The 14,040-nt window shown below is 41.1% G+C and carries 10 protein-coding genes; 3 read left to right on the top strand and 7 right to left on the bottom strand.

Features of this window, described 5'->3' with window-relative positions; all coding sequences use genetic code 11:
• The first annotated feature begins 123 nt into the window (after window positions 1-123).
• A complete protein-coding gene (locus tag ZA06_RS08915) occupies window positions 124-1,407 on the top strand; it encodes an amidohydrolase family protein (RefSeq protein ID WP_082331987.1) in 1,284 nt (427 codons plus the stop codon).
• A gap of 55 nt (window positions 1,408-1,462) precedes the next feature.
• Here ZA06_RS08915 and ZA06_RS08910 read toward each other — a convergent pair whose 3' ends face one another.
• Window positions 1,463-3,244, bottom strand: a complete 1,782-nt coding sequence (locus ZA06_RS08910) for an ABC transporter ATP-binding protein (RefSeq protein WP_053977307.1) — start codon at window positions 3,242-3,244, stop codon at window positions 1,463-1,465.
• Between the two features lie 344 nt (window positions 3,245-3,588).
• Here ZA06_RS08910 and meaB point away from each other — a divergent pair, with 344 nt between their 5' ends.
• Together meaB and ZA06_RS08900 are read left to right on the top strand one after the other, a co-directional pair.
• A complete protein-coding gene (gene meaB / locus ZA06_RS08905) occupies window positions 3,589-4,608 on the top strand; it encodes a methylmalonyl Co-A mutase-associated GTPase MeaB (protein WP_053977125.1) in 1,020 nt (339 codons plus the stop codon).
• A 156-nt stretch (window positions 4,609-4,764) separates the two neighbouring features.
• Window positions 4,765-6,354, top strand: a complete 1,590-nt coding sequence (locus ZA06_RS08900; protein ID WP_053977124.1) for an aspartate:alanine exchanger family transporter — start codon at window positions 4,765-4,767, stop codon at window positions 6,352-6,354.
• 108 nt (window positions 6,355-6,462) lie between these two features.
• Here the strand turns inward: ZA06_RS08900 and scpA are convergent, their stop codons facing one another.
• The 6 genes from scpA to ZA06_RS08870 all read right to left on the bottom strand — a co-directional run bounded on the left by scpA (window position 6,463) and on the right by ZA06_RS08870 (window position 14,040).
• Entirely contained in the window at window positions 6,463-8,592 is a 2,130-nt protein-coding gene (gene scpA / locus ZA06_RS08895) for a methylmalonyl-CoA mutase (protein ID WP_053977123.1), read from the bottom strand.
• A gap of 37 nt (window positions 8,593-8,629) precedes the next feature.
• Entirely contained in the window at window positions 8,630-10,438 is a 1,809-nt protein-coding gene (locus ZA06_RS08890; RefSeq protein WP_157503199.1) for a methylmalonyl-CoA mutase family protein, read from the bottom strand.
• Window positions 10,439-10,471: 33 nt separating this feature from the next.
• Window positions 10,472-11,782: an acetyl-CoA hydrolase/transferase family protein gene (locus ZA06_RS08885; RefSeq protein WP_240472230.1), complete on the bottom strand. Its 1,311-nt coding sequence runs from the start codon at window positions 11,780-11,782 to the stop codon at window positions 10,472-10,474.
• 46 nt (window positions 11,783-11,828) lie between these two features.
• On the bottom strand, window positions 11,829-13,160 hold the full coding sequence (locus ZA06_RS08880) for a sodium ion-translocating decarboxylase subunit beta (protein ID WP_053977121.1): 1,332 nt from the start codon (window positions 13,158-13,160) through the stop codon (window positions 11,829-11,831).
• A 69-nt stretch (window positions 13,161-13,229) separates the two neighbouring features.
• On the bottom strand, window positions 13,230-13,655 hold the full coding sequence (locus ZA06_RS08875; protein ID WP_053977120.1) for a biotin/lipoyl-containing protein: 426 nt from the start codon (window positions 13,653-13,655) through the stop codon (window positions 13,230-13,232).
• A 22-nt stretch (window positions 13,656-13,677) separates the two neighbouring features.
• Window positions 13,678-14,040: an OadG family protein gene (locus ZA06_RS08870; RefSeq protein ID WP_053977119.1), complete on the bottom strand. Its 363-nt coding sequence runs from the start codon at window positions 14,038-14,040 to the stop codon at window positions 13,678-13,680.

Here is a 14,040-nt window from a genome sequence, read left to right as displayed (position 1 = left end):
GCTTAATTTACTAAGAATGGGTAATTTTATAAAGAGCTGATTATTAGTGTTTTTTTTGCGGCTGAGCTACTTTTTTAGAAACAGCCGTAATGTATTGTGTAATTTTATAAACATCTAGTAGTCATGAGTTCACTTCACTTTATTCGTTTTTATTTTGTTATTAATTTTTGTTTGTCACTTAGTGTTGCGGCGCAGGAGCCAACACTTATTTTAGAAAATGCTCGTGTAATTATTGGAAACGGTACAGTGCTAGAGAAAGGTACGGTAGTTGTGTCTGGCGATCGGATTCTTTCTGTGACTAAGGAACCAATTATATCCTCGTCAGCAAATCGTATAGATGCTTCAGGAAAAACAATAATGCCGGGTTTAATAGATGCGCATGTACATTTGGCAATACCAATGGTTGAAGATATAGATTCTTTTAATGTGTTCATTTCGGACAGCCTACCACATGTTTTGAAAGAATTCCTTAGGCATGGCATTACCACGGTTAGGTCGACTGGGGATTCTTGGCCTTATATTGGTGAGGTAAGAGATCAAATTAATCAAGGAAAATTGGAGGGGCCACGTATAATTACCAGTGGACCAGTACTAACATATAATGGAGGACATCCAGCCACTACAGTCTGTAAAGACAATCCATTATGCCGAAAATTAGTAACCCGTGAGCTAAGTAGTCCAGAAGAGGCCAAATCAGTGGTAAAGCAATTGGCTGAAGAAAGGGTTGATTTCATAAAGTTTGTTTCCGATAGCCTTATTTATCCGGTCTCACTTCCTAATGACATAGAAGAGGCTGTCATTCAACAAGCTCATAAGGAGCGTATTCATGCGGAGGCTCATATTGCAGAGGTGTCATTTGTAGAAAGGGCAATAAATAATGGACTTGATGGTTTGGTACATCCTCCAAAGATGCCAATTTCAGCAGACACTGCTAGAGAAATAGGAACGCTTTTAGCTCGACATCATGTTCCATATACAACAACTATTACTGGTTATATCTTCTTTAGTTCACCTAGTAAAGAGGCGTTTAAAACAGAAGGTGTAAGAAAAAGAGAGGAGGCTATATCCCGTTTTAGACAGATGAATGACATGGGGGCGAAAATGCTTGTAGGTACTGATTGGTTTTACCCACTTACTAAAGTTAGCCCTAATTTGGGACCAGGAGCTATGACATATACTGAAATAGAACATTTAGTTGGTGGAGGGTTTTCGGAAGTAGAAGTTATTAAGGCAGCAACAATTAGTTCAGCCGAAGCCTTAGGGCTCGTTGAGAAAATTGGGAGTCTTGAAACAGGTAAGCAGGCTGACATCCTTATTGTTGATGGTAATCCTTTGGAGAATATCGAAGCTCTTAAGGAAACAGTGTACGTAATAAAAGACGGAAAAGTGGTGTTTTCACAATTGTAGTTTGGATAATCTTTTAGATCAGGAAAAGAGAAGATAATCCTCAAAATTATGGAGTCTACTCATTCAAAGTATCCGAAATTTTCTCCAGATTTAAGCTGTTGGCAGCAGCCTGAAAAATCTCGTAATAGGTAGATTGGTTTTTGTAAAGCTCATCGTGTGTGCCTTGTTCAATAACCCGACCATGGTCTAAAACAATCACGTTTTCGGCATCGATAATCTGTGAAATACTGTGCGAAATAATAATCACGGTACGTCCTTGTTTAATAGCATCGAGACTCTTTTTGATTTGTTCTGTGGCCACGGCGTCCAAACTGGCCGTTGGTTCGTCTAAAAAGATAATCGGCGGGTTTTTTAAAAACAATCTGGCTATGGAAATACGTTGTTGCTGCCCTCCAGATAGTAACTTGGCTTTGGAGGCATAGCCATTGGGTAAAGCCATAATGTCGTTATGGATGTAGGCCTTTTTGGCCGCCAATTCCACGTCTTCCTGTGTGGCTTCATTATCGCCATAAAGAATGTTTTCACTTATGGAACCATTAAAAATATGGTTTTTCTGTAGCACCAAACCAATGTGTTTTCGTAGCCAATCGGTATTGTACTCCTGCAAATCAACGCCATCTAAAGAGATATTGCCTTGGGTAGGTTGGTAAAACTTGTCCAAAAGGTTTACCACTGTACTTTTTCCAGCACCGCTCAAACCAACCAAAGCGGTAATTTTATAGGCAGGAATGTCCATGGATACATCGTGGAGGGCCTTGGTACCGTTCGGATATTCAAAATTGACGTGACTTAGTTGGATGTTGCCAACAATGGTGTCGGGTATATAGTTGCCAGAGGTTTCCTGTTCCTCATCAGCATCAAGAATATTAAAAAAGGCTTCGGAATAAATCAAGGCATCGTTCACTTCGTCATAAATCATATGCAGTCTGCGTATGGGGGCGGAGACATTGTTGAACAACATAATATGAAACATGATCATCCCAATGCTCATAGTGCCGTTAAGCACAAAGTAGGCCGTTAGAATAATAATGAGCACCACTCCAAATTGTTCCAAAAAGGTTTTTAAACTGTCAAACAGAAACCCAATTTGATGGGTTCTCATTTGGTTTTCTGTAATCTCGTATTGGATCTTTTCATGCTTGTCTGCCTCCAAATCTTCCCTAGTAAAGGATTTTATCACTGAAATGGATTCAATGATACTAATAATCACATTGCTTTTGGTCTCTCGATAATGCCGCATACGGCGCCTAAAACCACTCAGTTTATGGGCCTGAACTACGCTTACCCAATAGTAAATGGGAATGATGGCTAAACTCACCATGCCAATCCAAAAGTTGGCTGTAAACATGGCAATGAGGGCAATGAGGGCATTCGCAAACAGAGGGAGGATATCGATAAAGAAATTTCTAACCAAGCGGGTGAGGCTGCTAATCCCCAAATCTATTCTGGCCTGCAGTTTCCCGCTCTCATTTTCGGAGGAAGTGTAAAAGGCCATGTGATAGGAAAGGATGCGTTCTACCACCGTTTGAGAGAAATCACGCGAAATATAAATACGGAGTTTTTCCCCAAAGAATTTCTGTCCGTACTGCACAGCAGCATAAATCAATTCTTTCCCCAATAAAATGGCACTGATTACAAATAACAAATGCATACCCTTTTTTAAAGGTTCATGCTGCTCCACCAAAACGGTAACCTCATCTACGGTATAGCGTAAAATATAGGCATTTACCTGTGCCATCACCGATCCAATCAGCGTAAGGACCAAAGTAGCCAATACCAAGACGCGATACGGTTTTACAAAGGCCCAAATTTCCCTAAAAAGCTCAGAGATGCTCATGGTGCGTTCGGGCTTTTCTATGTGTGTTTGTGATTGCGGCATTTATAAAGTGGATGGTCTTGGTATAAGTTTATTGAAAGATACTAAATAATAGTGTGTCAATTCTTTATAGTATTGATTTTAACCATTTTAAATACTGTAAGCTAAGCTCATTTTAGTTCAGCATTTTGGGATAGAATGTTCGTTAAAAATTTAAAAGGGTGTCCTAAGTTCATTCTAAGGGATAGTTAAGGTCATACTGTTATAAAATTCAAACCGAATTAATAGCACAATGTGCTTAATTATGGATGGATGTCATATTATAAATAAACTTCACTTCTTATTTTTGTTGTAACATTATTACTATGAAACACTACAAACCAAAAAATAGACTGTCTGCCCAAGCCTACATTGACGGGGTACTGAAAGGAGACCGTATGGTGTTATCTCGTGCCATTACGGTTATTGAAAGTAATCTGGAAAGTGATAAAGCTCTGGCAAAGGAAATTATCCAAAATATATTGCCTGCTTCTGGTAACTCCATGCGTATTGGGGTGACAGGCGTTCCTGGTGTGGGGAAAAGTACCTTTATTGAAGCGTTTGGGAAATACCTCATTTCCCAAGGTCATAAAGCGGCTATTCTGTCTATCGATCCTAGTAGCCAGCGTTCCAAAGGGAGTATTCTTGGGGATAAAACCCGTATGGAAGAGCTTAGTGGGATGGAAGCCGCTTACATCCGCCCTTCAGCCTCAGGGGAAACCCTTGGAGGGGTTGCCAATAAAACAGCCGAAAGTATGTTGCTTTGTGAAGCTGCTGGTTACGATATTATTTTAATTGAAACGGTAGGGGTGGGCCAATCGGAAACGGCTGTTCATGGTATGACCGATTTCTTTTTGTTGCTCATGTTGGCCGGTGCCGGAGATGAATTGCAGGGGATTAAAAAGGGCATCATGGAAATGGCCGATATGGTAGTCATTAACAAAGCTGATGGGGACAATGTCAAACAGAGCGATAGGGCAAGGTTGCAATATCAAAATGCATTGCACTTGTTTCCGCCTTCAGAATCGGGGTGGACTCCAACAGTTACGAAGGCTTCCGCTTTGCACAATACGGGCATTGCAACCATTTGGGAAAATATCTTGAGTTATAAGGAACTGGTTGTTGGCAATGGCTATTTTGTTGAAAATAGAAATCAGCAAAGAATACAGTGGATGTACGATACCATTAATGAAGAGCTAAAACAACTGTTCTATGGTTCTGAAACCATTGCAAAACAATTGCCAAGATTGGAAGCCCAAATCATGGCCTCTCAAATTTCTCCTGTAAAGGCAGCCGAAGATATGATTGCCAAGTTTAAGGAGGTGTTGAGTTTCGAGACGAACTAAATTGTTTGAAAAAACGGAATTTTAAATTAAAGAAACGCTTTATTGGGATGTAGACTTTCAGTAAATTTACTTGCCCATTCGTGTCAAAGTAGATAGGATTGGGAAATTGCCTTTTTTGAAATACCTTACTTTTATTGTGGAATTTAACTAACACCAATGGATTTTTTGCACACTTCGTATCTCGCCTTTTTTTTAATCATCTGTTTAGGATTTGTCATCGGAAACATTAAAATAAAGGGGATCTCTTTAGATATTTCAGCAATAATTTTTGTGGCCCTTTTGTTCGGGCATTTTGGTGTATCCTTGCCGGATATTCTTCAGAAAATTGGCTTGATATTGTTTATTTACACCATTGGGCTACAAGCGGGGCCCGGTTTTTTCGATTCTTTTAAGGAACAGGGTAAAAACCTTGTGATACTGTCGGCTTTGGTGATCATTTCCGCAGCATTGATTACCTACCTTGCTATGGTTTTGTTACATATAGAAAAGCCCATTGCCATAGGGTTGATGTCTGGTGCTCTAACCAGTACACCTGGGCTAGCAACAGCTATAGACGTCACAAAGTCGCCATTGGCCTCCATAGGTTATGGTATAGCTTATCCTTTTGGAGTGATAGGGGTGATTTTATTTGTAAAACTGTATCCTAAGGTGTTTAAAATAAGTTTGAAAAAGGAAGAGGAGGATTATGAAGAAAAAGTACATGGCCATTATGAGGCCATTCTAAGAAGTACTTTTATGGTAGAGAATGAAGGCGCGATAGGGAAAACCATTGCAGAGCTACGAGTGCGTTCTATGACCAAAGGGGTGATTTCTAGGGTACAGCATGATGGACATGCATTTATTCCACAAAAAGATACGGTGTTGCACAAAGGTGATTATATTAGAGTAGTGGGAAGCGAGGAAGCACTAAGACGTGTAGAACTGCTTATTGGTCCACCGGCCAATGTTGAAATTGAACTGGGTAGGGAATATGTGGTGCAATCCTATTTAATGACCAAGACTGAATTGGTAAACAAATCCTTGGGAGAGCTCAATCTGAGAGATAATTTTAACGCAACCATCACACGTATTAGAAGAAGTGGTATCGATTTATCCCCAAATTCAACACTCAGATTGCAAATAGGGGATAAATTGATGATTTCAAGTGAAAAGGAAAGTGTGCCCCAAATTTCTGAATTGATTGGGGATAACAAAAGCAAATTGTCAGATACAAATTTCTTCCCCTTGGCCTTAGGGATTGTGATTGGGATTTTGGTAGGCGAAGTTTCCATTTCCTTCGGAGATAGTTTTAGCTTTAATTTGGGCTTAACTGGAGGGGTGTTGATTGTCGCCATGATTCTCGGGCGATTGGGGAAAACTGGCCCGATTTTATGGGTGATGAGTGGTAATTCCAACCAGTTGCTGCGTCAATTTGGACTGATGTTATTCTTGGCCGTGGTGGGAACCAAGGCAGGAGCGACCCTGGTGGACACTTATTCACAGTATGGTATTAAACTGTTTCTTATTGGTGGCGTTATTACCTTTTTGCCTATGTTTTTGGCAGCTGTAATAGTTAAGCTCTTCTTCAAAATAAACACACTTACGTTATTGGGAACCCTTACCGGTTCTATGACTAGTACACCTGGTTTGGCGGCTGTTGATAGTATGACTTCTACTGATGCTCCTTCGGTGGCCTATGCTACGGTATATCCAATTGCCATGGTACTACTGATTATCTGTACCCAAATCCTGGGGTTACTTTTCTAGAGCAAAGAGCATATTACTTCATAAATCTTTAGTAGGCTTAAATAAAAAGCTCCAAGATGTAAAACCTTGGAGCCTTCTAAAGAACAAATCTAACAATAAAATGGGCTATTAATCGAGTGCTAAATATTTGTCCATAATCGTGATGGCAGACTTCGCAATCACGGTTCCGGGACCAAATACAGCAGCTACTTTACGGTCTAATAAGTATTGGTAATCCTGTTCAGGAATCACACCTCCGGCAAAGACCAAAATATCAGGTCTTCCTAAGCGTTCCAATTCGTTTATTAACTGTGGAATTAAGGTTTTATGCCCAGCGGCTAAACTAGAGGCTCCCACAAAGTGCACATCGTTTTCTATGGCTTGTTTGGCTACTTCCTCAGGGGTTTGGAACAACGGTCCCATATCTACATCAAAGCCAAGATCGGCAAAACTGGAAGCGACTACCTTAGCGCCTCTATCATGGCCATCTTGTCCCATTTTGGCAATCATGACTCTTGGTCTGCGCCCTTCAATTTCAGCAAACTTATCTGCCAATTGTTGGGCTTCCTCAAAGGTATAATCATCTTTCACCTCTTTTCTGTAGACCCCACTGATAAGTCTGGTGTCTGCTTTATGGCGTCCAAAGTGAGCTTCCAAAGCATCGGAGATTTCTCCTAAAGTGGCAAAGTTTTCGGCAGCATCCACGGCTAATTCCAGTAGGTTACCCTTGCCTGTTTCGGCGCAGCTGGAAAGTGCTTTTAATTTCGCGTCTACCACAGCTTGGTCTCTGTTAGCTTTAAGGCTGTTCAAACGTTCTATTTGAGACGTTCTCACTGCGGAATTATCCACTTCCAAGATTTCAATATCCGATTTCTCCTCGGTTTGGTATTTGTTTACACCTACTAAGATATCCTGACCAGAATCCAATCTGGCTTGTTTTCTAGCAGCGGCTTCTTCAATACGCATTTTTGGCACCCCTGTTTCAATGGCTTTGGCCATACCACCCAATTCTTCAACCTCTTCAATAAGTTTCCACGCTTTTTTGGCGATCTCTTGGGTTAGGTATTCTACATAGTAAGAACCTGCCCATGGATCTACCGCTTTGGTGATTTGGGTTTCCTCCTGAATGTAAATTTGGGTATTACGTGCAATCCTTGCCGAAAAATCCGTAGGAAGGGCAATCGCTTCATCCAAAGCATTGGTGTGTAAGGATTGTGTGCCTCCCAAACCGGCAGCCATGGCTTCAATACAAGTTCTGGCCACGTTATTGAACGGATCCTGTTCACTCAAGCTCCATCCGGAAGTTTGGCTATGGGTACGCAATGCCATGGACTTCGGATTTTTTGGGTTGAACTGTTTAATGATTTTTGCCCAAAGCATACGTGCCGCACGCATTTTGGCAATTTCCATAAAATGGTTCATTCCTACAGCCCAAAAGAAGGAAAGTCGCGGGGCAAATTCATCGATTTTTAGGCCTGCGGCCAATCCTGTTCTAATGTATTCCAAACCATCTGCCAAGGTGTAGGCCAATTCAATATCTGCCGTGGCACCTGCTTCCTGCATGTGGTACCCGCTAATGGAGATAGAATTGAACTTAGGCATGTGTTGGGTGGTGTATTCAAAAATATCCCCGATAATCTTCATGGAAGGTAACGGTGGATAAATGTAAGTGTTACGCACCATAAATTCTTTGAGAATGTCATTTTGAATGGTACCACTCAGTTGGTCTAAAGCCACGCCTTGTTTTTTGGCAGCTGCAATATAAAAGGCCATAATGGGCAGTACGGCACCGTTCATGGTCATGGAAACCGACATTTTATCCAAAGGAATCTGGTCGAATAAAATTTCCATATCCAAGATGGAATCGATGGCAACACCTGCCTTACCAACATCACCGGTTACCCTTGGGTGATCGGAATCGTAGCCTCTGTGTGTAGCCAAATCAAAAGCTACCGAAAGTCCTTTTTGCCCAGCAGCCAAATTTCTTCTGTAAAAGGCATTGGATTCTTCCGCAGTGGAGAAACCTGCATACTGACGAATGGTCCATGGACGTAAGGCATACATGGCACTATAAGGCCCTCTGGTAAAAGGAGGTAAACCTGCTACAAAGTTTAAATGTTCGGCTTGGTCTATGTCTTTTTTTGTAAAATGAGTTTTAACAGGGATGCCTTCAGGGGTATTCCAAACGGTTTTTTTGCCTGCAGCTTTGGGTGCCTGTGTGTTATGGTCTAAACTTAGAGTTGAAAAATCTCGTTTCATAAGTCATTATTTTTGTGAGTCAATGGTCATTCACAGGTTAGTGTGCAACTAGGCCATTTAGTTTATGTTGTATCCCCGAAATAGTTTGAATAACATCCGATTTGATATGGATGCAATCATCCAATCCTGCCTCTTTTAGGGAATCTATAAGCGCTACGGGATTTCCGGCCAGTAACAGAATTTTGTCTTTGTTGATAGCTCTAAAGGCTCTTACAAAGTCTAGAGCATACGTTTCGTAATCTTGGTCGGAGCTACAAATTACTACGACATCTGAGTTGGAAGTGGCACTGCTTTCGGCGGCTTCTTGAGCTGAAGTATAGCTTTTCTCTTGCCAAACCTCAAAACCTGAAACCCCTAAAAAGTCATATGAAAAAGCAGCTCTTGCTTTTCTCATGGTGAGATTTCCGAAACTGCTAAGCTCTACGATAGGACGTTTTTTAGTGGTCTCTATAAGTTCTTCAGTAGTTCTTCTAAGTGCTTCAATTTCCAACGTAGCGCGACGAGGTGTCAACAATTTTCTGGATTTGGAGCTTCCTTCTGATAAGATATTGGAAGGAATACGTTCCATAAGGTTAGGATATTTGTTAACCCCCACCATAGCCAAACGACGCTGACTTAAAAGGGTAAGTTTTCTTTGACGGATTTCAGCTATTTGTTGTTGGATATATTCGCTTTCAAAAGCTTCGTAAAAACCACCTTGAGATTCTACCTCCTTAAACAAAGCCAATGCTTTATCGGCTATTTTGGAGCTAACATCTTCTATGTAATAGGAACCATCCACAGGATTGGCCACTTTTCCGAAGTAAGATTCCTCTCTTAAAATCGTAGAGATATTGCCGGCAATTCTATTTGAAAACGCTGAGGTTTCCTTAAACTCCTTGTCAAACGGATCGATAACAACGCCATCTACATTGCCCAACAGCGCCGACATGGCTTCTGTGGTGGCACGTAACAGGTTGGTGTAGGGATCGGTGACGGATTTGCTCCAAACGGAAGTTTTAGCTGTTAAACTATGGCTGTATTCAGTCACACCATAAGTTTTGGCAATGGCTGCCAACAGGCTATTGAAAGCTCTAAATTTCCCAATTTCAACAAAATACTCCGAACTTATTCCTAGTTGCACATGAAGATTGTTGAACAAAGCTTCAAGATTGCCTTCAATTTCCAAGCAGCTTTCGATAAGATAAACTAATGCATTTAAGGTAAAAGCTACTTCTTGTACCTGATTGCTTCCGGAATCTAAAAATGCGGTACCTGAAATGCTCAACGTTTTATAATTTGGGTAAGCATTGCTTAACTCCACCAAACGATTGAGACTATCTAGTTTGGATTGTGAAAGGTTTCCTGTGGTAACATATTCGGTAATCAGATTCAGATCTATAAACCCTTTTAGGTTTTCTGGAGCGATTAAATGATTGTTGGCATAGGAAAAGAAATTGGCTGCAAATTGCAAGAGTCCATCTTCCAGTTGGAAGGATACACTAATGGAATTAAGGTCAATATCTTTTAGCAGTTGGACTACGGAAACTTCAGTTTTTACGTCAAAAATCAATCCTGTAATGCCTTCCGTAATGGCCTTTAAAGCTTGAGCGTTGGCTTCTGATGCGGAATCAACGTTGATATGTCTGTAGTTTACAAATGAAGCGGCATTTTCTCCTGTATTCGTCACGGGAGTAATGGCATCTTCAGGAGTGTAAAGAGGAGGTAGTGTAATATCGTTTAAATTTCTCCAAACCAACTGCTTGTCGAAATTGCCTCCTTTTAAGTCGATGTTCACCTTTTCCAACCATTCCTCTTTGGTAACGGGCGCAAAGTTGGAAAAGAGTGTGTTATTTTGAGTGTTCATACGTTTGTTTTTATGTTGAACTTTGCGTGGCACTTATCTTCCGAATCGTTCAAAAATAGCTTTGTCCAATTCTTCTCTATGGTCTGGGTGCGCAATGTTTCTAAGTGCTTCGGCACGTTTTTTCAAGGTTTTGCCAAATAATTCGGCTACCCCAAATTCGGTAACTACATATCTGGCATGGGCTCTGGTAGTCACAACCCCGGCACCTGGTTTTAAAATAGGTGCAATTTTAGACACACCTTTCAATGTGGTTGAGGTCATGGCAATGATAGGTTTACCTCCTTTGGAAAGAGCAGCCCCACGCATAAAGTCCATTTGGCCTCCTACACCTGAGAACATTCTGGTTCCTATGGAATCGGCACATACTTGGCCTGTAATATCGATTTCAATCGCTGAGTTGATCGCGGTCACTTTTGGGTTTTGACGAATGACGGCCGTATCGTTAACATAGGCGATATCGCGCATTTCAATTTCGGCATTGTCATCCATGAAGTCATAAAGACGTTGGGTTCCCATGGCAAAACCGGACACTATTTTATGTGGATTGATTTTTTTGTTGGAGCCATTGATCACCCCTTTTTCAACCAAACTTACAATACCATCGGAGAACATTTCGGTGTGAATTCCAAGGTTTTTATGGTTGGTCAAATAGGATAATACAGCGTTAGGAATTCCACCTATTCCCATTTGTAAGGTAGCGCCATCTTCGATAATTTCTGCAATGTTTTTTCCAATGGTAGCTTCTTCTTTGGTAGGTGGGGCCAATTGCATTTCGTAGATAGGTTCGTCTACTTCTACACAGGCCGTAAAGTTGCTAATGTGTACAATACCATCTCCAAACGTACGTGGCATTCTGGAGTTGATTTGGGCAATAACCGTTTTGCCTGTTTCTATGGCAGACACAATAATGTCTACGGAAACTCCCAAAGAACAGAAGCCGTGTTTGTCTGGTGGGGATACGTTCACCAAAACCACATTCAATTCCATATAGCCTTCTCTAAAAAGACTAGGGATATCACTTAAAAAAATAGGAATATAATCTGCGGTATCGCCAATACTTCTGCGGATGTTGCCGCCAATAAAGAAGGCGCTTGTATGAAAATTATCTCTCAATTTCGGATCTACATAACCACATTCCCCTTCGGTATGTAGGTGTACAATTTCTACGTCTCTTAACTCAGGTCCCCTTGCTACCAAAGCTCTTACCAAGGTTTGAGGGGTGGCCGAAGCACCTTGAATGAGTACGGTATCTCCAGATTTTACCAATTTTACAGCTTCTTCTGCAGTCATCACATTTGGTACACTAGATACTTTTGGTGGATTCATTACATTTGCTAAACTCATAACAATAGTATTTTAGATTGTTGCTTGTATTTTTATTATTCAGTGTTTAAGCTAAAAAGCTCAGTAGGATACCTGCTGCAATGGCCGATCCTATAACACCCGCAACATTTGGTGCCATAGCGTGCATGAGCAAATAGTTGGTAGGGTCTGCCTTCAGACCTTCGGCATGTACAACCCGAGCGCTATCTGGAACTGCAGATACTCCCGAAGCTCCAATTAGTGGGTTTATTTTCTCGTCTCCCTTAAGGAAAACGTTCATTAGTTTTGCAAACAATAGTCCTCCCATAGTGGCAATTACGAAAGAAATGGCTCCCAATCCGAAGATTAGCATCGAGTCTTTGGTAATAAAGATGTCTGCTTGGGTGGATGCTCCTACGGTAACTCCTAAAAGAATGGTTACAATATCGATAAGTTTGGTTCTTGCGGTTTCTGCCAAACGTTCGGTACGTCCTGATTCTTTCAATAAGTTTCCAAAGAACAACATTCCTAAAAGGGGTAAAGCACTAGGCGAAATAAAGGTGGTTAACAACAAGGCGGCCACAGGGAAGATCATTTTTTCCTTTTGGGATACCGCTCTTGGGGGTTTCATTTTGATAAGGCGTTCCTTTTTGGTAGTCAACAGCTTCATGATTGGCGGCTGGATTACCGGTACCAATGCCATGTAAGAGTAGGCGGCAATGGCGATAGGGCCAATCAGGTTTTTCACGGTTGTACCATCAGGAAGGATGTTGATACCATTGGCTAATTTAGAGGATAGGAAGATGGCGGTAGGACCATCAGCTCCTCCAATAATGCCTATGGCGCCGGCTTCAGGCAGGTTAAATCCAAGATATAGGGCACCTAAGAATGTCCCGAATACTCCAATTTGCGCTGCGGCTCCCAACAACATTAGTTTAGGGTTGGCAATGAGCGAAGAGAAATCGGTCATGGCTCCAATTCCCAGGAATATCAAAGGCGGATAAATTCCCTTGACCACTCCAAAGTAGAGGTAGTTCAATACAGATCCAGTTTCATAAATACCGGTTTGGTTCCCCATTACAAAGGGGATGTTTCCTATAATGACTCCCGTTCCTATGGGAATCAATAAAAGGGGCTCGTAATCGAACTTGATGCCTAGGTAGATAAAGACAATTCCTATGATAATCATGATGATGTGGCCAGATTGGGCGTTGGCAAAACCTGTATAGGCATAAAATTGCTTAATGCCATCTACAGCTTCCGTTATGAAGTTATCGTCATCACTTGAGGTATTTGTGTTTGTGTTAAGTGCGGCTACTTCGGTGGTGGTTACATTGGTATTGCTTGTGGTGAGACCTAGGACTGGTTTTATAAAAAGCAACATTGATATAACTCCAAATATTACTGCTAGTTTTTTCATTTTCTCTAGTTTTTGGGCTTGTTAAAGCACTTTTGTGCTCCGTGAATTCCTAAGAAAACATGGCGGGTTTTATTCTATTTCTATCAAGGCATCACCTTGCAATACTTGTTTGCCAACGGTGACGTGAATGGCTGTAACCACTCCCGATTTGTCGGCCATGATGTTGTTTTCCATTTTCATGGCTTCCAAGACCAAAAGCGGATCGTTTTCTTTAACTTGATCACCTACCTTAACATTTAAAGCCAAAATAACGCCTGGAATTGGAGCGGAAATAGCCCGTTTGTTGGAAGAAGTAGGATTAACTACTTTAGGTTTTTCTGTATTGGCAGAGGAAGATCTTCTGGCCAAAACAGGGGTTTTTTGTTTTTTGATTTCCTGTTCCAGTTCTACACAGTAGCTCGTGCCATTCACCTCTAGGTTGATGGTATTGTCCTCGTGAGACAAGATTTTAACCTTGTAACTGTTTTTGTTTATGTTGAATGTGAAATTTTTCATGATGTAAGCTGTCTATTGATTTTTAAAATCGATTATTGTAGGCTCCGTAAATTTTAGAACTCCAAGGGGAGTACATTTTGCGAGCTTGCTTAATGGTTAATACTGCATTTTCATTATCATGTTGTTCATCTAGATACAAATGAATTCCCATGGAAATGGCGGCAGCAACTTCACCTGTAAATTCATTTCCTGGTACCTTGCAGGTGATTTCTTTGTTAGTGTTTTTAGGTCCTGGTTTTAATCCGTTGTAAAATTTTAGGATGAATGGCAAACCGTACTTGAAAAATACCGTCAAGGTTAGAAGACCCGAAAACACGATTAACAATCCCGTTAGAAGAATTACATAACCTTCGTCTATATTGCTTATGGATAATGGTATACTCAT

The organism is Mangrovimonas xylaniphaga (assembly GCF_001280435.1).
Classification (GTDB): domain Bacteria; phylum Bacteroidota; class Bacteroidia; order Flavobacteriales; family Flavobacteriaceae; genus Mangrovimonas_A; species Mangrovimonas_A xylaniphaga.
Note: the sequence above shows the minus strand (reverse complement) of the source record. Positions and strands in the feature narration are given on the sequence as shown.